The sequence below is a fragment of the Streptomyces bugieae genome (assembly GCF_036352915.1).
GTDB lineage: Bacteria > Actinomycetota > Actinomycetes > Streptomycetales > Streptomycetaceae > Streptomyces > Streptomyces endophytica.
This window is the reverse complement of the sequence record NZ_JAZBJP010000005.1, coordinates 51,185-74,908: the sequence shown is the minus strand read 5'-3', so window position 1 is coordinate 74,908 and position 23,724 is coordinate 51,185. Positions and strand designations below refer to the sequence as shown.

Sequence of the window (23,724 nt, the reverse complement as noted above, 5' to 3'; positions counted from 1 at the left end):
CGCGGCTCAGACGGGGGTGACCGTGAGCCCCGACAGGCCGGTGAGCCCGGACGGCCCGCCGGTGCGCACCGCGACCGACCCGTACGGGGTGCGCAGCCGCAGCCAGCCACCCGCGGACAGCAGGGTCAGCGCCGGCGGCTCGGTGGGGTGCGGGCCGCCGCCGGAGGCGAGCACGGCCGTGCGGACCGGGCGGAGGAAGCCCAGCGACTGGGCGGCGTGCGCGGCGCGCAGCGGGAGGTGGGTGTCCCCGAGGGTGCGCGACCAGATCTCCCGGCCGATACGGTCGCGTTCGGCGCGGGTCCGGCGCTCGGGCGGCAGTGCCTCGTCCCGGGCCCGGAACTCGGCGACCGCCGCGGCCACCGCGCGCCGCAGCGCCTCCGGCGCGGGCAGTCCGGGCACCCGCTGCCAGCCGCCGCGCGGCGGCAGCAGCCCGGCCCACGGCGGGCCGGTGACGGCGGCGGGCACGGTCAGCGTGCCCTGCTCCTCGTCGACGCCTTCGAGGAGGTCACCGGCGGAGACGGTGATGTCGAGGCCGGAGGCCGGTCCTTCGGCGGGGGCGCTGTCCGGACCACCGTCCCGAGCGGGGCCCGCAGCTCCGGAGCGGCCGCCGGCCCGGTCGTCGCCGGGGCCCGTGGGCGCGGCGAGCCGGGCCGTACGGATCGCCAGCACCTCGAAGGACGGCGGCCGGCCGAAGACGGCGAGCACCCCGCCACCGGTCTGCAGCCGGACCGCGGCGGCCCGGTCGTAGTGGATCAGCCGGGCGAGGAAGGCGGCGAGGTCCGCCGCCTCCCCGGCGTCGACGAGGGCGAGCACCGTCATACCGCGACGGCCCCCTCCTGGTGCGACGCGTCGGCCAGGTACTCCTTGAGGATCGCCTTCTCCTCCGCGGTGAGGCGGCGCGGACGCTCCTCGGCGAAGTTGTACGGCACGACGACGGTCGAGGCCCGCAGGTAGAGGGTGTCCTCGTCCTTGACCTCGTAGGCGACCGTCATCGACGCGGCGCTGATCCTCGTCACCCACAACTCGACGGTGACCGGTGCGGGCCGGTGCACCAGCGGCCGCACGTAGTCGATCTCGTGCCGGGCGACCACCGAGCCGCCCGTGAACGACGGGCTGCCGTCCCCCGGCGCGAGCCGGCGCATGAAGTCGATCCGCGCCTCTTCGAGGTAGCGGACGAACACCGCGTTGTTGACGTGGCCGAAGGCGTCCATGTCCGACCAGCGCAGGGGGCACGAGTAGAGGTGTCGCACGAGGTCAGCCCCGGGTGAGCTTCTTGTACGTGGCGCGGTGCGGACGGGCCGCGTCCGCACCGAGGCGCTCGACCTTGTTCTTCTCGTAAGACTCGAAGTTGCCCTCGAACCAGAACCACTTGGACTCGCCCTCGTACGCCAGGATGTGGGTGGCGACGCGGTCGAGGAACCAGCGGTCGTGGGAGACGACCACGGCGCAGCCCGGGAACTCCAGCAGCGCGTTCTCCAGCGAGGAGAGCGTCTCGACGTCGAGGTCGTTGGTCGGCTCGTCGAGGAGCAGGAGGTTGCCGCCCTGCTTGAGGGTGAGCGCCAGGTTGAGGCGGTTGCGCTCACCACCGGAGAGCACGCCGGCCGGCTTCTGCTGGTCCGGGCCCTTGAAGCCGAAGGCGCTGACGTACGCCCGCGAGGGCATCTCGACCTGGCCGACGTTGATGTAGTCCAGCTCGTCGGAGACGACGGCCCACAGCGTCTTCTTGGGGTCGATGTTGGAGCGGCCCTGGTCGACGTAGGAGATCTTGACGGTCTCGCCGACCTTGATGTCGCCGGAGTCCGGGGTCTCCAGGCCCTGGATCATCTTGAACAGCGTGGTCTTGCCGGCGCCGTTCGGGCCGATGACGCCGACGATGCCGTTGCGCGGCAGGGTGAAGCTGAGGTCCTCGATGAGGACCTTCTCGCCGAAGGCCTTGTTGAGCTTGTCGACCTCGACGACGACGTTGCCCAGGCGCGGGCCCGGCGGGATCTGGATCTCCTCGAAGTCCAGCTTCCGCATCTTGTCGGCCTCGGCGGCCATCTCCTCGTAACGCGCCAGACGGGCCTTGGACTTGGCCTGCCGCCCCTTGGCGTTGGAGCGCACCCACTCCAGCTCGTCCTTGAGGCGCTTGGCGCGCTTGGCGTCCTTCTGGCCCTCGACCTTGAGGCGGGCCTGCTTGGTCTCCAGGTACTTGGAGTAGTTGCCCTCGTAGCCGTGGGCGCGGCCGCGGTCGAGCTCCAGGATCCAGCCGGCGACGTTGTCGAGGAAGTACCGGTCGTGGGTGACGGCGACGACGGTGCCGGGGTACTTCGCGAGGTGCTGCTCCAGCCACTGCACGGACTCGGCGTCCAGGTGGTTGGTGGGCTCGTCGAGCAGCAGCAGGTCGGGGGCCTCCAGCAGCAGCTTGCACAGCGCGACGCGGCGGCGCTCACCACCGGAGAGGTTGGTGACCGGCCAGTCGCCGGGCGGGCAGCCCAGCGCGTCCATGGCCTGCTCCAGTTGGGTGTCCAGGTCCCACGCGTTGGCGTGGTCGAGGTCCTCCTGGAGCTTGCCCATCTCCTCCATGAGCTCGTCGCTGTAGTCGGTCGCCATCAGCTCGGCGACCTCGTTGAAGCGGTGCAGCTTGCCCATGATCTCGGCGGCGCCGTCCTGCACGTTCTGCAGCACGGTCTTGGACTCGTCCAGCGGCGGCTCCTGCAGGAGCATGCCGACGGTGTAGCCGGGCGAGAGGAAGGCATCGCCGTTCGACGGCTGCTCGAGACCGGCCATGATCTTCAGCACCGTGGACTTACCGGCGCCGTTGGGACCCACGACACCGATCTTCGCGCCCGGCAGGAAGCTCAGCGTCACGTCATCGAGGATGACCTTGTCGCCGTGCGCCTTGCGCGTCTTGCGCATCGTGTAGATGTACTCAGCCAAGAGAAACCGTCCGGCAGATTGGATCGATCAGGGTCTGTACGGCACCGCCCCGGGCCATCGACCGTCGTCCGTCCGTCATGCGTGCGCCGCGCGAGCGCCATGCGGCCGTCGTGACGTCCGTCGCGACCGTGGGAGGGCAGATACACCCATCTTGCCGTACGTCCGTCCCCGGAAGGAAACGGGTGCCGAGGGGCGGACGCCCGCGAGGGGGTGCGGGCACGGCGGGCGGGGTGCGGGATGCCGAGGGGCCGAAGACGGCGTCATGCGGCGTCGGGGCACTTGGGGGGCGCGCCCCGGGACCGCACGTCCGTGGCCCCGGAGCGATAACCGCTCGGGTCCACGTTTTGTTCCCGCCGCGCGCAGATTGCCTCGTCGATCACCTCGTTGATCGCCTCGTTGATCGACGAGGTGATCGCCTCGGTGGTCAGCTCGGTGGTCGGCGCTGATCGCCTCGGTGGTCAGCTCGGTGGTCGGCCCTGATCACCCCGGTGCTCGGCTCGGTGATCGCCTCGTTGCCGCTGGTCGCAGGCGTCGGGCCGCTCACGAAAACGGGGCGCCTACTGCTGAGGCCCTTACTGGGCGGGGGTGCCGGTCTTCTTCTTACGGAGGAAGAACACCGCGGCGCCGCCGACCACGACCAGGACGACCGCGACGCCCGCGATCATCGGGGTGGCGCTGCTGGAACCGGTCTCGGCGAGGTCGGTGCCGTGGCCGCCACCGGTGTTGCCGCCGACCGACGCCGGGCTGGGCTTGGGCGAGGGCTTACCGCCGCCGCTGCCGGCGGTCTTGCAGTCGAGGACCCCGGAGAAGGTCTTCTTGAAGCCGCCCGCACCCTTGATCGTGATCTCGTAGGGCTGGTCCTCGGCAACCGGAACGGTCACGGTCTGCGACTTGCCCGGGGCGATCTCGTAGTCCTTGCCCGCCAGCTGGAAGTGGAACGCCTCATCGCCCTTGTTGCTGGCCGTGACGTCCACGCCGCCCTTGGCGCAGTTCTTCTCGGCGGTGATCGCCGGGATGGCGCCCTGCTTCTTCCAGGAGACCGTGGCGGCCGCGGAGACGGTGGACTCGCTGGAGCCGGCCAGGATCTGGGTCTGGCTCTTGGCGTGCTCACCGATGCCGGTGAAGGCCCGGCCGACCGGCACCTTGGTGGCGGCCTGCGCGGTCAGCGAGGTGCTGCCGTCCGCGGTGCCCTTCGGCACGTCGAAGAACAGCTGGGTGCCGTCGGCGGCGCTGGTGACCGGCTTGCCGTCCTTGCCGACGATCTTGACGCCGGCCGGCGCACCGGCGGCCGGGGAGATCGTCACGCTGTCGGCGTTGGTGTGCACGGTGACCGGGCCGAGCTTGCTGCCCGACTTGCCGGAGACGGCCGGCGGGTCCAGCGTCAGCGACGCCTTGGGCTCCTCGACGCTCTGCGCGCTCTTCTCGAGGTAGGCGGCGAGCTTCTCCGCCGCCGGGTCGACCGCGTCCACCTTCACGTGGTCGGAGAAGCGCCAGATCGCGACCTGGGTACCGGCCGCCGCGGTCTTCTCGGTGAGGTTCCCGGCACCGGCCTTGGAGGCGAGGGCGGCGAGGTCGTTCACCTGCGGGTAGGAGTTCTGCAGGATCCAGCGGATCTTGCCGGCGTCCGCGTTGTTGTGCAGCGACGAGGCGCTCCAGGGCACTTCCTGGTACTTCGCCTGCTGCTGCGTCGGGTTGTGGATGTCGATGCAGTACGTCTGGAGCGTGCCGCCGTTGTCGACGGACATCTCGAAGAGGCCCGCGCCGACGCGCTGGTCGCCGCCGTCGTTGTGCACGACCGCCTGGTCGAAGATCTTCAGGCCGCCGAGCGTGGCGGTGGCACCCCCGTGGGCCGGGGTCGTCTCGTCCGCCACTGCGGTCCCCGCGGTGGCTATCGCACCCGCCGCGACCAGGCCGGAGGCCACGACCGCGGCGGCAAGGCGGGCTGCGCCCCGCCTCTTCATCGAAAGCATGAATTTCCCCTCTGGGCGAGGCGGTCGGGTGGGGAAGTTGCCTCGCCGGAAAGATCCAAAGAACTCAAAAGCCGAACGTCAGCCCCCGTGAGCCCCCGTGAGTACTCGTCGGATCTTATGGAGCAGGCGCATCAGGGTCCCCACTAATGGCATCCCATAAGCGATCCGAATCGCAATCGTTACCGAACACAGGCACCCTGACCTGGCATTATCGACAAATCCCCGGAACGTTTCAGGGCACTGCGGCCTTCTGGGGCGAATTCCCCCTGGTGATGGGCCCGGTGACCGCCTTGGTGACTGCCTTGGTGACTGCCTCTGCGACTGGCTCGACGGCTTCCTTTTCGACCCCTACCGCCACCTCCGGCCTCCCGTCGGGCCGCGATCCCAACCTCCCTGCGCTCGCCCGTGGTTGGGGCCCGAGGTCCCGGCGCTCGGACGGGACCTGCTCCGGGTCCACGCGCGGGGCCGGGGACGGTTCCTGGTCCGTCGTGCTCATACGGCTCACGCGGGTGACTCTGCGGAAGGCCGCCGTGCCGCGCGACAGGTCGTGTCCGATCGCGACGGCGTCGACCTCGGCCGAGAACCAGCGCTGTCCGCCCTTCTCCGGCGGCTGTTCCCCTTCCCTCAGCCGCAACCGCCCCTGCACCACCAAGGGTTCGCCCACCGCCACCGAGGCCGCGACGTTGTCGGCCAGACCGCGCCACGACCGGACCGTGTAGAAACTCGTCTCCCCGTCGGTCCACCGCTCCTGCGCCTTGTCCCACCGCCGGGACGTCGCCGCGAGCCGGAACCTCGCCACCGTCACGCCCGCCGTGGTCTGCCGGTGCTCCACCGCCGTCGCGGCGTTGCCCACCAGCGTCACCATCGTCTCGTTCACGGAAATCCACTCCCCCGTCCTCCGCGCGCTCGCCGGGTCGCTCGCGCCGCGTCGACCTCATGCTGCACGGATCCGGCAAGCCCCGCCGCGGCCTGTGGACAACCTGCCGACTGTGGACAACTCGGCCACCCGCAAGGGGGGCTGGGGCACACCGCCCCAGCCCCGCGCCGTCCGCCCTCAGACCCCCGACGCCACCGCGTACTGCTCCCGCACCTCGCGGTAGCGCAGCAACTCGGCGGCGACCGGCTCCAGCACCCGGCCCCGGCCGCAGGCCGCCGCCGCGTTCCGCAGCCGTCGCTCGGCGTCCTGCCCGTACCGCCGCGCGGGACCGCGGGCCACCACCCGGCACAGCCACCCCAGCGCCGGGCCGCCCACCGACCCGATGACCGCGGGCAGCAGCCCGGAGACCCAGGTCGAGGCATCGACCAGACCGGTCAGCGCCGCCACCAGCCAGAGCACCCCGACGAGTTGCAGGACGGACAGCGTCCCCTGCAGCGCGGCGGCCACCGTGCACCACCGCGGCTTGACGGCCGGCCCGCCCCGGAGCGCCTCCTCGGCATCGGCCGCCACCTTGTCCAGCGCCTCCGGCAGCCCGCACGCGCCCCGGTCCGCGGCCTCGCGCACCGCCTGCGCCCAGGGCGTCGGCAGCCCGTGCGCCGCCTCCGCGGCCACGCCCCGTACGGCCTGCTCCACCACCGGCCGGGCCGCCGCCCGGACCACCACCGGCTCCCCGGTCGCGTCGCCGCCCCAGGCCCCGGACGTCCTCCGGTGCCCCGCCGTCACCTGCCGCCCCACGGAAGGAGGTCCGGCCGCGCCCTTGCGGCTCGTACACCCGGCGACCGTGTCCTGCTGAGTGCCCGTCGGCTCCGGGGTGCGCACCCCGGTCGTTCCGCGTCCCACGCCGGTCGACCGGTCTCCCACACCGGTCGTCGCGTGTCCTACCCCGGTCGTCGCGTGCCCCGCTCCGGTCGTGGCGCCTCCCGGCCCGTGGGTCGACCGCGCGCCACGGGGCCGGCGGCCCCGCATCCGCGCCCAGGGGGACCCGCAGGCCCGTTCCGCGTACCGGAGCCAGTCGCGTTCCGCCGCCCGCCCGGTGGCGACCGCGCCGACCGACTCGGCCAACCGGTCGGCGAATTCCTCGCGGGCCCGTTCGGTCAGTCCGACCTGGCTCCGGGCCACGTACACCGACCGCAGCCGCTCGGCCGCCGCATCCACGTCCGCCGCCAGCCGCCGGTCCGCCGCGCCCCGTTCGGCGACGAACTGGCCGAGTGACTCCCGTAGTTCCGCCACGCCCTTGCCGGTCGCCGCCGAGAGGGCGAGCACCGCCGCGCCCGGCTCCCCGTGTTCGCCGAGCGCCAGCCCGTCCTCGTCGAGCAGCCGGCGCAGATCGTCCACCACCTGGTCGGCGGCCTCGCCGGGCAGCCGGTCCACCTGGTTGAGGACGACGAACATCACCTCTGCATAGCCCGCCAGCGGCCGCAGATAGCGCTCGTGCAGCACCGCGTCCGCGTACTTCTCCGGGTCGACCACCCAGATCACCGCGTCCACCAACTCCAGCATCCGGTCGACCTGGGCGCGGTGTTCGGTGGCCGAGGAGTCGTGGTCGGGCAGGTCGATCAGGATGAGTCCGCGCAGTTCGGGGCTGCCGTCCGCGGCGATGTGCCGACGGTGCGCGGACACCCCGAGCCGCCGCAGCAGCCCCTCGGCGCCCGGTCTGCCGCCGGGCCAGACGCACGCCACCGGTTCGGCGGTGGTCGGCCGCCGCGGCCCGACCTGCGAACGGTTCGCCCCCGCCAGGGCGTTGAACAGCGACGACTTCCCGCTGCCGGTGGCTCCGGCGATGGCAACCACGGTGTGCTCGCCGGACAGCCGGTATCGCTCGTCCGCGGCCGCCAGCACCCGCCCGGCCGCCGCCAGCGTCCGCCCGTCCAGCCGTGACCGCGACAGCGCGATCAGCTCCCGCAACGCCTCCAGCCGCGCCCGCAACCCGCCCCCCGGCGCCCGCCGGCCCCCGTCCGCGACCCACCGATAGCCCTCCACCGGTGGACGCGGCTGCACCATGGCCTCCGCGGGCGACTCCTGCGGCGACCCACCGCACGGTTCGTCGTACGGCCCGTCAGCCGGCTGGTCGAACGGCCCGCCGTACGGCTGCGCGGTGCGGCGCTGCCCCTCATACGGCCTGTCACCTGAAGCGCCGAGGGAGGCCGCGGCGGACGACCCCACGCGCCCCTCGCCGAACGATCCACCCCGCCCCTCGCCGGACGACCCGCCCCGCCCCTCTGCGAACGAAACGCCCCGCGCCTCTCCGAACGAACCGGAACGTTCGGCGGCGAACGAACCGGACCGTCCGTCGCCGGACGAAGCGGGCCGGTCGGCTCCGTATGCCCCGGTAGGGGTAGTGCCACAGGACGCGGTAGGGGCAGCGCCAGAAGAGGCGGTACCCGACTCGCCACCCGATACGGCGCGCGGCGCGCCACCCGGCTCGCCGTACGCCCCTCCGTATGTCCCGGCGTGCGCTTCGGCGTAGACCTCGGCGTAGGCCCCGGGATATGCCCCGACGCATGACCCACCACCCGCTTCCTCGGCGCCGGCGCCCGAAGCGACCTCCGGGGCACCGGACTGCGGCTCGACCCGTGGCTCGATCCGCCCCCCGCCCGTCCCCCGCCGTGCGCCCGGCCGCGGAACACCGCCTTCCGGCAGCCGCCGGGCGATCAACCCGTCGTCCCACGCCCCGCCCGGGCCCGGTTCCCCCACCGCCGTACGCGCGCTCCCCGGCTGCCCGCTCCAGGACTCGCCACATCCGGGCGCGCCGCTCTCCTGGTCCCCCGTTCCCGGCTCGTCACCGGCTCTCGCCACGCCACCGGCCTTCCCTGCGTCACCGGTCCTCTCCACGCCACCGGCTCTCTCCGCGCCCCCCTCTCCCGCCCCGTTGCCCGCGCCTGAAGTCGGCCTTGCGGGCGCCCCCTCCCCCACACCCGAATCCGCCGTTCCGGAACCGCTCACCCCGACACCTCCGCCTTCTCCCGCTCTCGCTCCCGCTCCACCACTACTGCGTCCGCCGCCGCTGCTCCCGCCGCTACCGCCTCCGCCCGTACGGCATCCGCCGCCGTCCTCTTCTGCTCCGGCTGCCGCTCGCGCTGCAATACGGACAGCGCGGCGATCAGCTCGGCCTGCTGGTCCGGCGGTACGGTCAGCCGGTCCAGCGGCGCCAGCCGCCGCTCGCGCTCCCCGTCCAGCGCACGTGCCAGATAGGTGACCAGCAGCCGGCCGCCGCGGTCGCGGAGCCGCAGTGCGGTCTGGGCACCCAGGAGGTCGGCGAGGTTCTCGCCCGCCGTACGGGCGCGCCGGCCGCCGAGCAGCGTGGCGGCCAGGAGGGCGGCCGCTTCCTCCGGCTCCACCTGGGCGACGCGTTCACCGGCCGGTCCACCGCGCGCGTCACGGGCATCACGCGCCTCACGGGTCTCCTCCTCGGCCAGCTCCTCCAGGCAGCGCCGCCAGCGCCGGACGAGCACGCCCAGCCGGCCGGCCGCCCCCGCGGCTTCCGCGGCTTCCGCGGCATCCGAGGCGGTCGACGCCTCGGAGGCTCCCGAGGAGGCCGTCAACGAGAGGTCGGCGGCCGCGGGATCGCGCCGCCAGGCTTCCGCGGCCCGTTCGTCGGCCTCCTCCACGGCGCAGGTCAGCAACGAGGTCAGCCCCTCCGTCAGGGCGTCGAGCAGTTCGTCCGACCGGCCGCCGGTCCCGTGGTCGCGCCAGTAGGCGCGGGCGTCCCCGGCCAGCACCTCACCGGCCGCGACCTCGCTCCGCACGCGTTCGGCGGCCCGTTCGTACGCCTCCTCGACCCGGCCGGCGAGCCGGAGCCCCGCGGCGTGCTGAGCGGCGGCGGCCCCGGCCAGGGCGGGCAGCCGGCTGCGCAACGAGGCGATCACCCCGGTGGCGGTACGGTCCGCGGCGGCCCTACGGGCGGCCGGGTCCTGGGCGTGCCGTTCCAGCCACTCGCGCAACCCGGCGACCGCCGTGGCGGGCAGCAGCCCGCTGCCGCCGCCGGCCGACTCGGGGAGCTCGGGGATGGTGAACCGCGGGACATGGCCGAGGCCGGCGCGCTGCAGCAGTTCCGCGTACCTCCCGGAGATGTCGGTGGCGATCTGGTGCGGCACCCGGTCCAGCACGGTCACCAGCGTGACGTCGTACTCCTTCGCCGCGCGCAACAGATGCCAGGGCACCGCGTCGGCGTACCGGGCGGCCGTCGTGACCAGCACCCATACGTCCGCGGCGCAGATCAGCTCCGCGGCCAGCTCGCGGTTCCGGGCGACGAGCGAATCGATGTCCGGCGCATCCAGCAACGCCAGCCCACTGGGCAGCGCCGCCTCCACCTCGATCCGCACCGCGAACGGCTCCCCGCCCCCGGCCGCTCCTCCCTTACCCGGTTTACCCGGGCCACTCCCGCCGCCGTATCCCCCACACTCCCCACGTTCCCCATATTCCTCGTGCTCCGGATGAGTTCCCTCCGCTCCGTCGTCCTCCTCGGGCCCCCAGACCCGGGTGAGCTGGGGCAGCACCCGCCGTCCGGAGAACCAGTGGACGTCATCGGGATGGCACACCAGGACCGGCGTACGCGTCGTCGGACGCAGCACCCCGGCCTCCGAGACCCGCCGCCCCACCAGCGAATTCACCAGGGTGGACTTGCCGGCCCCGGTGGAGCCGCCGATCACCGCCAGCAGCGGCGCCTGAGGCGACCGGAGGCGGGGAATCACATAGTCGTCGAGCTGGGCGAGCAGCTCGGCCCGGTTGCACCGGGCACGGGCGGCGCCCCGTAGTGGCAGCGGAAAGCGTGCGGCTTCGACGCGGTCGCGCAGTACGGACAGTGCGTCGAGCAGGCGGGGTCGTACGTCCAAGGTCGCCACATGTGCAGAATGCCCAATTTCGTTGGCTTTTTGAAGCGTATAACCCCTCGTGCGCGCCGCAAGAACCCGCACAGAATGGGACGAGTGGCGCATGAGACGCTCGCGACAACTGAGACGCAGGCATAACGAGTGCACAACACCCGCCACGCCGCGCGTCAAAAGCGGTGCAGGATTCGTACCTGCCTGCGATTATCGGGACCGCTTCACCGAACCTCCACAACGTGCCACGGAGGTGAAGCAACCGGGACGAGGCACCCGGGCCTCTATCCTGGTCCGCGGCCCGTGATCCACGCCCACACCGGCCCCCGTAGCTCAGTGGATAGAGCAGGTGCCTTCTAAGCACTTGGCCGCAGGTTCGAGTCCTGCCGGGGGCGCCAGGCCAGACCCTCCCAACGGGAGGGTCTTTTTTCGTTGGGGGGCGGGTTGCGGGGGCGTTTGCTGACCTCGGTGGGGCCCTCGGGATCTTCGTAGGTCGTTGACGGGGCGCGGAGGGGGCGGTCCGTACGGGGGCGGTCCGTACGGGGCGAGTGGTCGTGCTCGCCGGCTGCCGGGGGGCGGGTCGTTGTGACGCGGAATTGTGTGGCTCGGGGGCCGTGAGTCGGGTGGTCAGGGGCCGGCAGGGTGCGGCGGCGATCGACTCGTGGACGCGCTACTCGGTGCCTGGTGCCGTGCCTGGTGCCGTGGCTATTGCCGTGCCGGTCGCGTGGAGGGCCGGCTCGCCCGGGGGCTGGTCGTCGAGGGTGATGGCTGTGGAGAGGTCGTGGCCCTGTTGGAGCATGGCGGTGCGGGTTGCGGGGTCGTTGAGGGCGGCGTTGCGGGCGTCGATGGCCTCCTGGGTCGTGGGGGCGAGGAAGGCGCCGGTGCCGCGGCCGCCTTCCTGGCACTGGGTCACATACGGGCGGAGTCGGTGTTCGTAGCGGGCGAAGGCCGCTGTGTGGTCGTCGGGGGACGCGGCCAGTTCGGCGGCCAGGACGTAGGCGCCGATGATCGCCGAGCCGGTGCCCATCCCGCCGAGGGTGGCGCCGTAGGCGGCGTCGCCAAGGAGGGCGGTACGGCCCGTGGACCAGCACGGGACGTCGACGCGGCTGATGGAGTCGAAGTAGAGCTCGTCGGCGGCCCGGAGGGTGTCGATCAGTTCCGGGGTGCGCCAGCCGGCTCCTTCGTAGGCGCGGGCTATCGCCTTTTTGTGGGCAGGGAGATCGCGGCGGTCGTGGGTCAGCTCCTCAGCGGAGGCGAAGACGCAGAACGCCTCGCCTACGTAGCCCGGCTCGGCACTGCGGCGCGGAGTGCGGCCGACGGTCGCCGTGCGGCCCGGTTCGGAGTAGCCGACGGGTGCGGCGGCCAGGTCGCCGGCGGACTCCGGGAGGTCCCAGGCGGCGACGTAATAGCCGAGGTGGCTGACGAAGTCCGACTCGGGGCCGAAGGCCAGTCTGCGCACGGTGGAGTGCAGGCCGTCCGCGCCGATCACCAGGTCGAAGGTGCGGGACGGGGTGCGCGCGAAGGTGGCGTGGACTCCGTCCGGGGTGGGCGTGAGGGAGGTGAGGGTGTCGTCGAAGAGGTACTCGGGCGCCGGGTGCCCGTCGGCCGCCGGGGTCAGGCTGTGGTGATAGAGGATTCGGGAGAGGTCGGAGCGGAGGATTTCCAGGTCGCCGCCGGTGAACTCGGGTGGCAGGGTGGCGAGTTGGCGACCTTGGCCGTCGATGAAGCTCATGGCGGAGCCGCCGCCGGTGCCGTGGCGTCCGATCTCGTCCAGGAGCCCCATGCGCTCCAGGACCGTCAGGTGTGCCGCGCCCCGGAAGTCGACGGCGAACCCGCCGCCGCGCAGGGCCGGGGCCACCTCGACCACGGTGGGGCGGTAGCCATGACGGCAGAGCCAGTACGCGAGGGCCGGGCCGGCCACGCTGGCGCCGGAGATGAGGACCGTGCGGTTCCGGCCGCTACCGCCTCCGCCGGCGGAGCGGCCCTCGGGCCGGTCACCGGGAACGCCGTCAGCCCGGTCGGGGCGGGCCTCCGCGCCCGCTTCCGCCTTCACGACCTGCGCGCGGGTCGTTTCGTGTGTCAGGCCGCGCGTAAGCCCGTGCGCCAGGCCGCGCGTAAGCCCGTGCGCCAGGCCGTGCGTAAGGCCGTACGCCAGGCCGTGCGCCAGGTCGTGCGTCATGCGTCGAGACATCGCTGTTTCCCCCGTCATCGGATGGTCGGTCGGTCCGCGGTCATCGGGCCGACGAAAGAAACTGTATCCGGCGGACACGCTTTTGTGTACCCCGGACGCAGTTTTAGGATGCGGGGATGGTGGGCGAGGACGAGAAGCGCAGTGTGTTCGGGGATCAGGCGGGCAGTGTCGAGCTGTTGTGGGGCGGGCGTGAGCGGCCCAGCCGCGGGCCGCGGCCCGCGCTGAGCCTGGAGCTGATCACCCGCACGGCGATCGCGCTCGCCGATGCCGGCGGGCTCGGGGCGGTCTCGATGCAACGGGTCGCGGGCGAGCTGGACTTCACGAAGATGTCCCTGTACCGCTATGTGCCGGGCAAGAACGAGCTGGTCGCGCTGATGATCGACAGCGCGATGGGCGAACCGCCACAGCTGCCCGGGGGATGGCGGAACGGGCTGCGGGCCTGGGCGGAGACGCTGACGGCCGTCTACCACCGGCACCCCTGGCTGCTGGGTGCGGCCACCGGCCCACGCGTCATGGGGCCGAACGAACTCGGCTGGACGGAGGCGGCGGTGGCCGCGCTGGCGGACACCGGGCTGAGCGGCGGGGAGCAGCTCGACGCCGTGGTCGTGGTGAGCGGCCACGTACGGGCCCTCGCGCAGGTGTCGGCCTCGATGGGGCTGGGCAGTGCGCGGGCGACGGAGCCCGAGCAGGTGATGAGCGCGGCGCTGAACGAGCTGCTGGTGGGCCGCGCCGACCGCTATCCGGCGGTCGCCGCGGCCCTCGCGGCCACGGAGGCCGATGCGGCCGAGCGCGACCGGGCGGACGAGTTCGGCCTGGAGCGCATCCTCGACGGGCTGGAGGCCTACATGGGCGGCAGCCGGTAAGGGGCGCGCCCCCGGCGGGGCGGCAGCCGGTGGAGGGCGCGGCCCTCGGCGGGGCGGCAGCCCGTAGAAGGCGCACCCCCCGGCAGGAAAGCGACCCGTAGAAGACCCCCCGGCCGTGATCCCCTCAGGCCGGCAGCCCGTAGAAGGCGCAACCCCCGGCGGCGAGGCGGCCCGTGGAGGACACAGCCCCCGGCCGTGGTCCCCTCAGGCCGGCAGGCCGTGCAGCCAGTCGATCAGGAGTCGGTTGACCTCGTCGGGGCGTTCCTGCTGGACCCAGTGGCCGCAGCCTTCGAGGATGTGGGAGCCGGAGAGGGCCGGGAGGGTCACCGGGAAGGCCTTGATGGCGTCGGCCATCCAGTGGGTGGGGGCGTCGCGGTCGCCGCCGATGAAGAGGGCGGGCCGGGTGATCGGGGCGCCCTGCCAGGCGGCGAGGTCCGCCCAGTCCCGGTCGACGTTGCGGTAGCGGTTGAGGGCGCCGGTCAGTCCGGACCGCTCGAACTCGCCGGTGTAGTAGTCGAGGTCGGCCTCGGTGAGCCAGGACGGCAGGGTGGTGTCGGCCGGGAAGCGGTCGGAGAGTTTGCCGCCCGCGGGGACGGTCATCCGCGTGAGGCCGTTGCCGTCCTGGTCGTCGGCGGCGGGCTTCGCCTCGCCCGAGAGGCCGGCGTAGACGCCTGCCAGCCAGCCGCGGACGTCCGGTTCGATCTCCGCCTCGGCGCGGCCCGGCTCCTGGAAGTAGCTGACGTAGAACTCCTCGTCGCCGCCGAGCCGCGTGAACGCCTCGGTGGGGCGGGTGGCGCCGCGGGGCGCGTACGGCACGCTCAGCAGGGCGACGGCGGTGAAGAGGTCGGGCCGGAGCAGCGCGGTGTGGGCGGCGATGGGAGCGCCCCAGTCGTGGCCCGCGATGATCGCGGTCTCCGCCCCCAGGGCGCGCAGCACGGCGACGTTGTCGGCCACATGGGCGAGCATGCGGTAGGCCGACACCTCGCTCGGCTTGGACGAACGTCCGTAGCCGCGGACGTCGATGGCGACCGCCCGATAGCCGGCGGCGGCCAGCGCGGCCAGTTGGTGGCGCCAGGAGTACCAGGACTCGGGGAAGCCGTGGACCAGGAGGACCACCGGGCCGGTGCCCTGCTCGACGAAGTGGATGCGGCCTTCGGGGATCTCGGCGAAGCGGTGGACCGGGCCGGCGGGGTGCTCGGCCGTTTCCGTGGTCAGCGGCATGCGTCCTCCTAGTGGGGCGGTCTCCTCCGCAGCACCGTCCCTGCGGGGTTCGGCCCCGCAGGGTGCAGTCCTGCAGCGGTCACCTTACAAACGCACCGTCTTGCGGGGTTGTTCCTTCGCCCCCGTCAACAGGCCGTGCAGGCTGGCGAATTCGTCGACGCATTTGGCGGTGCCGTTGACGACGCAGTCCAGGGGCTGGTCGGCGACGCGTACGGGCACGCCCATCTCCTGGTGCAGCCGCCGGTCCAGGCCGCGCAGCAGGGCGCCGCCGCCGGTGAGGGCGATCCCGCGCTCGATGATGTCGCCGGAGAGCTCCGGCGGGCAGGCGTCGAGGGTCTGGTGGACGGCGCGGACGATCGCGTCGACCGGTTCGGCCAGGGCCCGGCGGATCTCCTCCTCGCCGATCTCCTGGAGGCGGGGCAGGCCGCTGATGTGGTCGCGGCCGCGGACCGTGTAGGAGGAGCGGCGGTCCGGCTCGCCGTCCTCGTCGACGTCGACGGGGGTCCACACCGCCGACCCGATGGCGATCTTGATGTCCTCGGCGGTGCGCTCGCCGATGGCCAGGGAGTGCTTCTTCTTGACGTACGCGGTGATGGCGGCGTCCAGGGCGTCACCGGCGACCCGTAGGGACTGGGCGGTGACCAGGCCGCCCATGGAGACCACGGCGACCTCGGTGGTGCCGCCGCCGATGTCCACCACCATGCAGCCGACCGGCTCGTCCACCGGGAGGCCGGCGCCGATCGCGGCGGCCATCGGCTCCTCTATCAGGTGCACCTCGCGGGCCCCGGCGCCGCGGGCGGAGTCGATGACCGCGCGCCGTTCGACGCCCGTGATGCCGGAGGGGACGCAGATGACCACCCGCGGCCGGGAGAAGCGGCGGCTGGGCAGGGCCTTCTTCATCAGGGCGCGCAGCATCTGCTCGGCGGCCTCGAAGTCGGCGATGACGCCCTCCTTCAGGGGGCGCATCGCGGTGATGCCGGAGGGTGTGCGGCCGATGGTCCGCTTGGCGTCCTCGCCCACGGCGATGACCTCGCCGGAGGCGTTGACGGCGACCACCGACGGCTCGTTCAGCACCACGCCCTTGCCGCGCGCGTACACCAGGGTGTTGGCGGTGCCGAGGTCGATGCCTATGTCGTACGTACCGGACGAAGTGCTGGACGCCATGGGGAGTGGGGTTGCTCTCTCGCGACGGGGACGGAACTGACGGGGACGGGGGGCGGCGGGCCGCAGATGACCCCATTGGTCACCAATGGGGTTCATTGCGGGCAATTAATAAGACTACTGGGGGCGTGGGATGGTTCCCCGTACCCCCTCCTCGCGTGCTTCCGGGTCGCCGGACAGCGCCTCGGCCAGCTCGTCGAGGGCGTCGACCAGCAGTCCGGCGGCGCGCGGTGCGACGCCCTCGCTGCCCGTTTCGGCGTCCCATCTCTCCCATACGGTGCGCAGGGCGCTCCAGTTCAGCGGGCCGCGTTCCCGTACGGCCTTGGTGGCGCGCTCCAGGCCGGGGCGCAGTGCGGCGGCGAACGCGGCGGCGCCGGTGGAGGGTTCGGCGTCCTTGGCGGGCAGATGGGCCTCCAGGATCATGGTGACCCGGCCCATGGTGGCGAGCGCGGCGCCCGCCGCCTTCGCCGCGCCCGGCGACAACCCGCGGTGGCGCACCGGCTCCTTCTCGGCGCGGTCCTCGCTCTTCTCCCAGGCGACGCGGGCGGCCCGGGCGTCCAGCAGGGCCTCGCGGACCTGCCGCGGCCGGCGGGCGGCGGGCCGGGCGCAGGCCTCCCATACGGCGAGCGCGTAGCGGCCGTTGGCCTCCAGCCAGTCGGCGAGCCGGTCGCGCAGCCGGGGCGTCTCCCAGGCGGGGAACAGCGCGTAGGAGAGCATCGCCAGCAGCCCGCCGAGGAGGGTGAGCACGACGCGTTCCTGGACGGTCTGCTCCCAGCCGGCGCCGGCGATGCCGAGCAGGAAGACCACGTAGGCGGCCACGCAGGCCGAGGTCACCGAGAACCCGGTGCGCATCAGCAGGTACATCAGCCAGACGCAGACCACGGCGAGCGCGGCGCTGACGTATTCGCCGGGATGCACCAGGGCCATCACGGTGCCCCCGACGGCGACGCCGACGAGGGTGCCGCAGAAACGGGCCACGCCCCGGGAGTAGGTCTGCGCGAAGTCCGGGCGCATCACCATGACGGAGGCCAGCGGCGCCCAGTAGCCGTGGCCGAACGGCAGCGCGGTGCCCAGCAGATAGCCGGCGGCGGCGACCGCGGCCACCCGCAGGGCGTGCCGGAAGATGTGCGAGGACCAGCGGGCCTCGCGGTGCAGGGAGCGCAGCGCGACCGGTACGAGCCGGGGGACGCTGGGGCGCAGCAGGTGCCCGCGTTCGGCCTCGGTGGTGGGGCGGGTGGCGCGTACCGGCTCGTCGGTGAGCTCGACGGCGTCGGCGAGCAGGGAGATCAGGCGGTAGGCGGAGCGCCGGGCGGGGCCGTGCAGCATCGGGCCGGTCGCCGGGACCTCCAGGGTGGCCATCGCCTCCGGCGGCAGCCGTACGGGCCGGGCGTGCCGTACGGCGTGGGCGACGGCGTCCAGGACGGTGGCCGCGGCGGCCAGCAGGTCGCGGGCGCGGTCGCGTTCGGGGCCTTCCAGGGGTGCGCCGACGACCGGGTCGGCCAGGGAGGCGAGGACCGGCCGGACGCGTTCGGCGAGGCCGCGCGGGCCGTGCAGCTGGACGGGGCGGCGGCGGGCCTGACGGGCGGTCACGGTGGCGGCGAGCCGGGCGTCCATCAGGGGCGCCGGGTCGAAGGGCGCGACCGGGTCGTGCCGCAGCCGGCGGGCGTAGTCGGCCTCGGCGGCCAGCGCGTCGGCGAGCGCGTCGCGCTGGGTGCCCCAGGGGCGGACCGGGAAGACGATGATCAGGGTGGCCTGGACGAGCCCGCCGAAGAAGATCAGGGCGGCGTGTTCCAGGGCGCCGAGGACGGAGGTCGGCAGGGTGACGGTGACCAGCATGATGGCCACGGTCTGGGTGCCGGCCAGCCCGGAGATCGGGCCGATCGCCCAGGCCATCCCGGCCAGCAGGGTCCAGCCGGCGAGCAGCAGGACGAACGCGGCGACATGGGCGGCGGCCAGATAGCCGAGGAAGGTGGAGACCGCCAGCGCGCCGGCGACGGCGAGCGCGAGCACCGGGCGCGGCCGCATGCTGCGCTGGAAGGTGACGATGCCGGAGGAGAACGCGCCGAAGGCGGAGGAGACCGCGAGGGTGGGGTTGCCGCGCCACAGGCACAGGCCGATGACGAGGGCGACACCGGCCGTGCCGCGGACCGCGATCAGCGGGGTGAGCTTGGTCCGCTCGATGGTCAGCCCGGAGCGGGCGGCGTCCTTCAGGGCACGCGACCAGGTCATAACGAGAGGATACGGGGCAGGGCGGGGCGTACCGGGGCGGCGGCGGGCCGGCGTCCCGCGGCGGCCCGGCGGGTCCGCCCCCGCGCGCGGACCCGTCCCGAGCGCCCCGCCCACCGGGAAAATCCTGGTAAACCGCCCTTCCGCCGGGCGTAAAACACCCCAGGTCAGGAAGGGGAAGGCCGAATTCCGGGCGAGGGTGCGAGCAACCCGACACCCACCGGGGGAAACCCGGGCGCGCCCCCGCGCCCTCTTGCTGGTCGGCCGGGACGCATCCCGGCAGGTTCGCCAAGGAGAAGGCCCGTGCGCAAAGCCCTGTTCCGTCCGGTGGTCGCGTTGATCGCCCTGACCGTGCTCGTCACCACCGCCGGCTGCGGCACCAGCTCCTCCCCACCTTCCCCCGTACGCTTCGGCGGCGGCCCCAAGACGGGCGCCGCGCTGCACACCACGCCCCACGGGAAGCGCTCCCTGGTGCAGTGGCCCAGCAAGCCGATCACCTTCCAGGAGGAGAGCCGGGTCGGCGGCGCCGGCGGCAACACCCCGATCGGCGTGACCACCCTGCACGGCCCGAAGTCCGGCTTCACCGGCAAGGTGTGGGTCTGGGCGCCGCCGGAGTACTACGAGAAGCGCAACGCCGACAAGGGCTTCCCGGTGATGGAGGCGCTGCCCGGCTCGTACGGCTACCCCGTCAACTACTGGATCGGCTCCGACCTCAAGCTGGAGGAGAGCCTCGCCCGGTGGTCGAAGAACGGCACCAGCCTGCCCTTCATCGTCGTCATGCCGGTCCTCAACCCCAACGACAAGCAGTACTACGACGGCAGCGACATACCCGGCCAGCCGAAGATCGGCACCTGGCTCAGCAAGGACGTGCCCGACCTCGTGCGGCAGAACTTCCGCACCCTCAAGACCCGTGACGCCTGGGCCATCATGGGCTCCTCCTCGGGCGGCTTCGCGGCCCTGAAGAACGTCCTGCAGAACCCCGGCACCTTCAAGGTGGCCATCCCCAACGGGCCGGACATCGTGCCCGATTCCCCGCTGTGGAACGGCCACGCCAGGGAGGAGCGGGAGAACAACCCCGAGGAACTGGCCCGCCGCCTGACGGCACGCGGCGGACCGGAGGTCTACCTGGCCTTCCAGGACGGCTCGAAGGAGTACACCGTGCTGCCGAAGGTCCGGAAGTTCATCGCCCGGTACGGGCACGGTCCGGTACGCACCCGGCTCCAGATAGTGCCGAACGGCACGCACAGCGCGTCCACCTACGTGCAGGGCCTGGGCGAGGGCACCATGCGCTGGGTCAGCGCGCACATGCAGGGGCCGACCGCCTGACCCGGCGGCCGGGCCGGGGCGCCGGCCGCGGGCTCACTGCCCGCAGTCGACGTCCTGCAGCACGACGGGGTGGGAATCCAGGCCCACGTAGGCGGTGAAGGAGCTACGGCTCCCGCCGCCCCACACGGTGGTGACGGTCGCCCAGCCGACCCCGGCGGACTGGGCGGTGGTCACCTTGCCGATGCGTATGAGCACTGTGCCCGGACAGACAGCCGTTCGCACCAAATGGTGGTAGCGGTGCGCGGGCCGGCCCCCGCCCGCGCACCGCGCCCCTACGACACCACGTCCTTGCGCGCGAACCCCCGGAACGCCAGCGCCACCAGCACCAGCGCATACGCCACCGACACCGACGCGCCCTGCACCATCCCGGACCACTCCACCGTCGGCTGGAGGGCGTCCGCCCAGGCGTACTGCCAGTGGGCGGGCAGCACGTCCCGCCAGCCACCGAGGGCGGTGACCTGGTCCAGGACGTTGCCGACGATGGTCAGTCCGACGGCGCCGCCGACCGCGCCCAGCGGCGCGTCGGTGACCGTCGACAGCCAGAACGCCAGCGCCGCGGTGACCAGCTGGCTGACGAAGACATAGCCGACCACGACCGCCAGCCGCCCCACCGCGTCGCCCGCGGACAGCGCCCCGCCGGTGGGCAGTTGCAGCGGCCCCCAGCCGTACGCGGCGGTGCCCACGCCCAGCGCGACCAGCGGCAGCAGCACCATCGCGGCGGCGCTGAACAGCAGCGCCACGGTCAGCTTGGCCAGCAGCAGCCGGGCCCGCGGCACCGGCGCGGCCAGCAGGTAGCGCAGCGACGACCAGCTCGCCTCCGACGCGACCGTGTCACCGCAGAACAGCGCCACCGGCACCACCAGCAGGAACCCGGCGGACACGAACAGCACGGTCGCGGCGAAGTTCCCGCCGGAGGCGGTGGCGGCGGCCATCAGCGAGATCCGGCCGCCGCCGCTGCGGGTGGACGGGTCGCCGCCGATCGCGAACGCCGCGACCAGCACGAACGGCAGCAGCACCAGCACCGCGGCGACGACGAGGGTGCGCCGGCGCAGCAGCTGCCGCCGGGCCTCCACGCGCAGCGGCAGGGTGCGGCGCGGCCGGTAGTCCGCCGCCCGCCCGTCCCCGGGCGGCGTCCCCGGCCCGGTCGCCGTCGCGGTGCCGCGCCCGGTCGCGGTCGTGGCGCGTTCCCCGTCGTCGGTGGTCATCGTCGGTCCCCTCCGGTCAGCGGTCATCCTGCGTCGCCTCCGATCAGGGTGAGGAAGGCGTCCTCCAGCCGGTGGTACGGGGCCACGCGGTCCACCGGGACGTCCAGCCGGACGAGTTCGGCCACCAGCCGCGGCGTGCCGGCGGCGTCCGCCAGCCGCACCAGCAGCCCGCCGTCGGCGCGGACCGCCGACGTCACGCCCGGCAGCGCGGCCACCTTCTCCACCACGGCGTCGGTGACCTCCCCGGCGACCCCGACCAGCAGGGTGTCGCCGGAGCCGGTGATCTCGGCGACCGGCCCGGCCTGCACCAGCCGCCCGCGGTCCATCACGACCAGATGCGTACAGCTCTGCTCGACCTCGGACAGCAGATGGCTGGAGACGATGACGGTGCGCCCGGCCGCGGCGTAACGGACCATCACCTCCCGCATCTCGCGGATCTGCGGCGGGTCCAGCCCGTTGGTCGGCTCGTCGAGGATCAGCAGGTCGGGCAGGCCGAGCATGGCCTGGGCGATCGCCAGCCGCTGCCGCATGCCCTGCGAGTACGTGCGGACGGCCCGCTGCAGGGCCTCCCCCAGGCCGGCGATCGCCAGCGCCTCGTCCAGGTGCGCGTCCTCGGCGGGCCGGCCGGTCGCCTGCCAGTACAGCTCCAGATTGGCCCGGCCGGACAGATGCGGCAGGAACCCGGCGCCCTCGACGAACGCGCCGACCCGCGACAGCACCGGCGCGCCCGGCCGCACCGCCTGCCCGAAGATCCTCATCTCGCCCTCGTCCGGCGCGATCAGGCCCATCAGCATCCGCAGTGTCGTCGTCTTGCCGGCACCGTTGGGCCCCAGCAGCCCCAGCACCTGGCCCCGCTCCACCCGGAACGACAACTCCCGCACGGCGTACCGGTCCTCGGACCCCGCGTACCGCTTGCTCAGGCCGCGGATCTCCAGCGGCACCCCGGCGAGCGCCGGCTCGGGCGGCGGCGCCGCGGTCCGGCGGCGGGCGGTGAACAGCAGCAGCCCGGCCAGCACGGCGGCCGCGGCGGGCAGCACCCAGGTCCAGGCCGGCAGCGGCGCGGCCGCGCTGCGCACCTGCGGCACGGTCGGCACGTCCAGCACCCCGCCGCCCTTCAACGAGACGGTGTACGCGGCGGGTTCGGTCGGTGAGGCGTAGCCGAGGTCGGTGGCCGCGAGGACCAGCCGCAGCCGGTGCCCGGCCGCGAACTCGTGGTCCGCGGCGGGCAGTTGCAGCCGCACCGTGCGGCCCGCGCGGGCGTCCGCGATGCGGTACGGGGCGACGAGCTGCGCGGGCAGCACCTGGCGGCGGCCGTCCGGGGTGACGTCGTAGAGCTTGGCGAAGAACACCGCGTCCCGGGAGCCGGACCGTACGTGCACGGTCACCTCGGGGCGGCCGGTCAGCCGGACCGCCGAGGACAGCGGCGCCGACTCGAACCGGGCGTACTGGCCGGGGAAGTCCAGCGACAGCCCGCCGGAACCGAGCGAGGAGAGATCACCGAGCGCCCCGACGCCGGGCACCGCGGAGATCGCCGGCGGCCCGGAGCCCGCCGGATTGCGGAAGGTCTGGGTCCGGCCGGTGAGCCGGATCCGTCGCGGGTCGTGCGCCAGCCCGGCGTACCGGTCCGCGCTCGCCCCGCGCAGCCGCACCGCGCCGTCGGTGGAGTCCACTCCCCCGGTCCGGCTGATCCGGAACCCGGGCCCGGTGTCGGCGCCCTTGTCACCCTTGAGGTAGCGGTCGAACCACGCCGCCGTACGGCCCGTCAGGCGGGCGGTCTCCCGGTCGCCGCCGTCGTGGCCGCCGGCGATCCAGTCGACCGCGACCGGCGCCCCGTTGCGGCGGATCGCCCGCTGCGCGGCGTCGGCCTGGTCCAGGGTGAACAGCGAATCGGTCTGGCCCTGCATGATCAGCGTCGGCACCTTGATGCGGTCACCGACGGCGGACGGACTGCGGGCCGCCAGCAGCCGGCGGGCCTCCGCATCCGGCTTGCCCGAGACCGCGGTCCGCTCGTACATCCGGCACAGCGCCGGCTCGAAGCGCCCGCAGCCGCCGGACGAGGCGGGCGGGGTGCGTGGCGCGCCGGTGGGGGCGCCGGACTGGCCGGTGGTGAAGAAGATCCCGGCCCACAGCTTCTTGAACACACCGTGCGGGAAGAGCGCGTCGGCGAGGTTCCAGTACGTGATCTGCGGGGCGATCGCGTCCACCCGCCGGTCGTACCCGGCGGCCAGCAGCGATGCCGCCCCGCCGTACGAGGCGCCGGCCACGCCCACCCGGGGGTCGCCGGGCCGGTCGAGCCGCACCTCGGGCCGCCGGGCCAGCCAGTCGATCAGCCGGCGGACGTCGGCGACCTCGCCGTCCGGGTCGTTCAGCCCGATCTTCCCGGTGGACTTCCCGAATCCGCGCGCCGACCAGGTCAGTACGGCGTAACCGTCCCGGGCCAGCCGCTCGGCCTCGGGACGGACGTCGGCCTTGCTGCCGCCGAAGCCGTGGCCGAGCAGCACCGCGGGCCGCCGGCCGGACGCCGGGCCCGACGTGAAGAAGGAGGTGTCGATCCGCACCTCCTTCGAGCCGCCGGGACGTTCCGGCAGGGACAGCAGCCGGTCCTCGCGGTGCACGGCGGGCGCCGCGTCCGAGGAGGCGGCCGCCCAGGTGCCGCCCCCCGTCAGTACGGCCAGCGCGCCCACGGCGGCGTACAGGCGCCGCCCGCGCAGCGTCGCACGCGACCGTGCCCGCCGCCCGAAACCCCTCAGATCCATACCGCGATCCTAGGTACGGGGCGGTGCGGGCGGCCGGTACCCCGGGGTGAACCCGGGGGTCTCCAAGGGGAGTACGGTTCGTCCCCGACTACCACGGATGCGGTACGCGGGGGCCGTACGCGCGAACCC

General features: G+C 73.5%; 16 protein-coding genes and 1 tRNA gene. 3 read left to right on the top strand and 14 right to left on the bottom strand.

What is annotated here, in order from left to right:
* Positions 1-6: 6 nt before the first annotated feature.
* The 7 genes from V2J85_RS13395 to V2J85_RS13365 all read right to left on the bottom strand — a co-directional run bounded on the left by V2J85_RS13395 (position 7) and on the right by V2J85_RS13365 (position 10,658).
* Positions 7-819 (bottom strand): DUF8185 domain-containing protein, encoded by an 813-nt coding sequence (locus V2J85_RS13395; RefSeq protein WP_330821700.1) that lies wholly within the window; start codon positions 817-819, stop codon positions 7-9.
* A complete protein-coding gene (locus V2J85_RS13390) occupies positions 816-1,250 on the bottom strand; it encodes an acyl-CoA thioesterase (RefSeq protein ID WP_330821699.1) in 435 nt (144 codons plus the stop codon). Before V2J85_RS13390 ends, V2J85_RS13395 begins: the two co-directional genes overlap by 4 nt.
* Positions 1,251-1,254: 4 nt before the next feature.
* Positions 1,255-2,919 carry an energy-dependent translational throttle protein EttA gene (gene ettA, locus V2J85_RS13385; RefSeq protein ID WP_330821698.1) on the bottom strand — a complete coding sequence of 555 codons (1,665 nt, stop codon included), beginning with the start codon at positions 2,917-2,919 and terminating at the stop codon, positions 1,255-1,257.
* A gap of 572 nt (positions 2,920-3,491) precedes the next feature.
* Positions 3,492-4,889, bottom strand: coding sequence for a Cys-Gln thioester bond-forming surface protein (locus V2J85_RS13380; protein ID WP_261951424.1), 1,398 nt, complete (start codon positions 4,887-4,889; stop codon positions 3,492-3,494).
* Positions 4,890-5,121: 232 nt separating this feature from the next.
* Complete coding sequence (locus tag V2J85_RS13375) at positions 5,122-5,766, bottom strand: single-stranded DNA-binding protein (RefSeq protein WP_330821697.1); 645 nt, start codon at positions 5,764-5,766, stop codon at positions 5,122-5,124.
* Between the two features lie 177 nt (positions 5,767-5,943).
* Complete coding sequence (locus tag V2J85_RS13370; protein ID WP_330821696.1) at positions 5,944-7,827, bottom strand: YfjP family GTPase; 1,884 nt, start codon at positions 7,825-7,827, stop codon at positions 5,944-5,946.
* A gap of 938 nt (positions 7,828-8,765) precedes the next feature.
* Complete coding sequence (locus V2J85_RS13365; RefSeq protein ID WP_330821695.1) at positions 8,766-10,658, bottom strand: dynamin family protein; 1,893 nt, start codon at positions 10,656-10,658, stop codon at positions 8,766-8,768.
* 310 nt (positions 10,659-10,968) lie between these two features.
* On the opposite strand from V2J85_RS13365, the gene V2J85_RS13360 reads away from it, so the two are divergent.
* A tRNA-Arg gene (locus tag V2J85_RS13360) sits at positions 10,969-11,044 on the top strand.
* 272 nt (positions 11,045-11,316) lie between these two features.
* On the opposite strand, the gene V2J85_RS13355 is transcribed toward V2J85_RS13360, so the two are convergent.
* Positions 11,317-12,837 (bottom strand): FAD-dependent monooxygenase, encoded by a 1,521-nt coding sequence (locus V2J85_RS13355; RefSeq protein ID WP_330821694.1) that lies wholly within the window; start codon positions 12,835-12,837, stop codon positions 11,317-11,319.
* 116 nt (positions 12,838-12,953) lie between these two features.
* Here V2J85_RS13355 and V2J85_RS13350 point away from each other — a divergent pair, with 116 nt between their 5' ends.
* Entirely contained in the window at positions 12,954-13,700 is a 747-nt protein-coding gene (locus tag V2J85_RS13350; RefSeq protein ID WP_261951362.1) for a TetR/AcrR family transcriptional regulator, read from the top strand.
* 204 nt (positions 13,701-13,904) lie between these two features.
* Here V2J85_RS13350 and V2J85_RS13345 read toward each other — a convergent pair whose 3' ends face one another.
* From V2J85_RS13345 to V2J85_RS13335, 3 genes are all read right to left on the bottom strand, one after another.
* The gene (locus tag V2J85_RS13345; RefSeq protein WP_330821693.1) at positions 13,905-14,921 is read right to left on the bottom strand and encodes an alpha/beta fold hydrolase; all 1,017 of its coding nucleotides are present in this window, start codon (positions 14,919-14,921) and stop codon (positions 13,905-13,907) included.
* Between the two features lie 84 nt (positions 14,922-15,005).
* Positions 15,006-16,085, bottom strand: coding sequence for a rod shape-determining protein (gene mreB, locus V2J85_RS13340; protein ID WP_261951360.1), 1,080 nt, complete (start codon positions 16,083-16,085; stop codon positions 15,006-15,008).
* A 114-nt stretch (positions 16,086-16,199) separates the two neighbouring features.
* The gene (locus V2J85_RS13335) at positions 16,200-18,311 is read right to left on the bottom strand and encodes an FUSC family protein (RefSeq protein ID WP_330821692.1); all 2,112 of its coding nucleotides are present in this window, start codon (positions 18,309-18,311) and stop codon (positions 16,200-16,202) included.
* A 300-nt stretch (positions 18,312-18,611) separates the two neighbouring features.
* Between V2J85_RS13335 and V2J85_RS13330 the strand changes: the two genes are divergently transcribed.
* The gene (locus V2J85_RS13330) at positions 18,612-19,634 is read left to right on the top strand and encodes an alpha/beta hydrolase (protein WP_261951358.1); all 1,023 of its coding nucleotides are present in this window, start codon (positions 18,612-18,614) and stop codon (positions 19,632-19,634) included.
* 33 nt (positions 19,635-19,667) lie between these two features.
* Here the strand turns inward: V2J85_RS13330 and V2J85_RS13325 are convergent, their stop codons facing one another.
* The 3 genes from V2J85_RS13325 to V2J85_RS13315 all read right to left on the bottom strand — a co-directional run bounded on the left by V2J85_RS13325 (position 19,668) and on the right by V2J85_RS13315 (position 23,595).
* A complete protein-coding gene (locus V2J85_RS13325; RefSeq protein ID WP_261957573.1) occupies positions 19,668-19,808 on the bottom strand; it encodes a hypothetical protein in 141 nt (46 codons plus the stop codon).
* Positions 19,809-19,906: 98 nt separating this feature from the next.
* Positions 19,907-20,839, bottom strand: a complete 933-nt coding sequence (locus V2J85_RS13320) for an ABC transporter permease (RefSeq protein WP_330821691.1) — start codon at positions 20,837-20,839, stop codon at positions 19,907-19,909.
* A 23-nt stretch (positions 20,840-20,862) separates the two neighbouring features.
* Entirely contained in the window at positions 20,863-23,595 is a 2,733-nt protein-coding gene (locus V2J85_RS13315; protein ID WP_330821690.1) for an alpha/beta fold hydrolase, read from the bottom strand.
* Positions 23,596-23,724 lie beyond the last annotated feature (129 nt).

Bases quoted from the DNA above. Each gene is read 5' to 3' on its own strand.
- V2J85_RS13395 (WP_330821700.1), bottom strand. From the start codon at position 819: ATGACGGTGCTCGCCCTCGTCGACGCCGGGGAGGCGGCGGACCTCGCC.
- V2J85_RS13380 (WP_261951424.1), bottom strand. From the start codon at position 4,889: ATGCTTTCGATGAAGAGGCGGGGCGCAGCCCGCCTTGCCGCCGCGGTC.
- V2J85_RS13370 (WP_330821696.1), bottom strand. From the start codon at position 7,827: ATGGTGCAGCCGCGTCCACCGGTGGAGGGCTATCGGTGGGTCGCGGAC.
- V2J85_RS13355 (WP_330821694.1), bottom strand. From the start codon at position 12,837: ATGTCTCGACGCATGACGCACGACCTGGCGCACGGCCTGGCGTACGGC.
- V2J85_RS13350 (WP_261951362.1), top strand. From the start codon at position 12,954: ATGGTGGGCGAGGACGAGAAGCGCAGTGTGTTCGGGGATCAGGCGGGC.
- V2J85_RS13345 (WP_330821693.1), bottom strand. From the start codon at position 14,921: ATGCCGCTGACCACGGAAACGGCCGAGCACCCCGCCGGCCCGGTCCAC.
- mreB (WP_261951360.1), bottom strand. From the start codon at position 16,085: ATGGCGTCCAGCACTTCGTCCGGTACGTACGACATAGGCATCGACCTC.
- V2J85_RS13335 (WP_330821692.1), bottom strand. From the start codon at position 18,311: ATGACCTGGTCGCGTGCCCTGAAGGACGCCGCCCGCTCCGGGCTGACC.
- V2J85_RS13320 (WP_330821691.1), bottom strand. From the start codon at position 20,839: ATGACCACCGACGACGGGGAACGCGCCACGACCGCGACCGGGCGCGGC.
- V2J85_RS13315 (WP_330821690.1), bottom strand. From the start codon at position 23,595: ATGGATCTGAGGGGTTTCGGGCGGCGGGCACGGTCGCGTGCGACGCTG.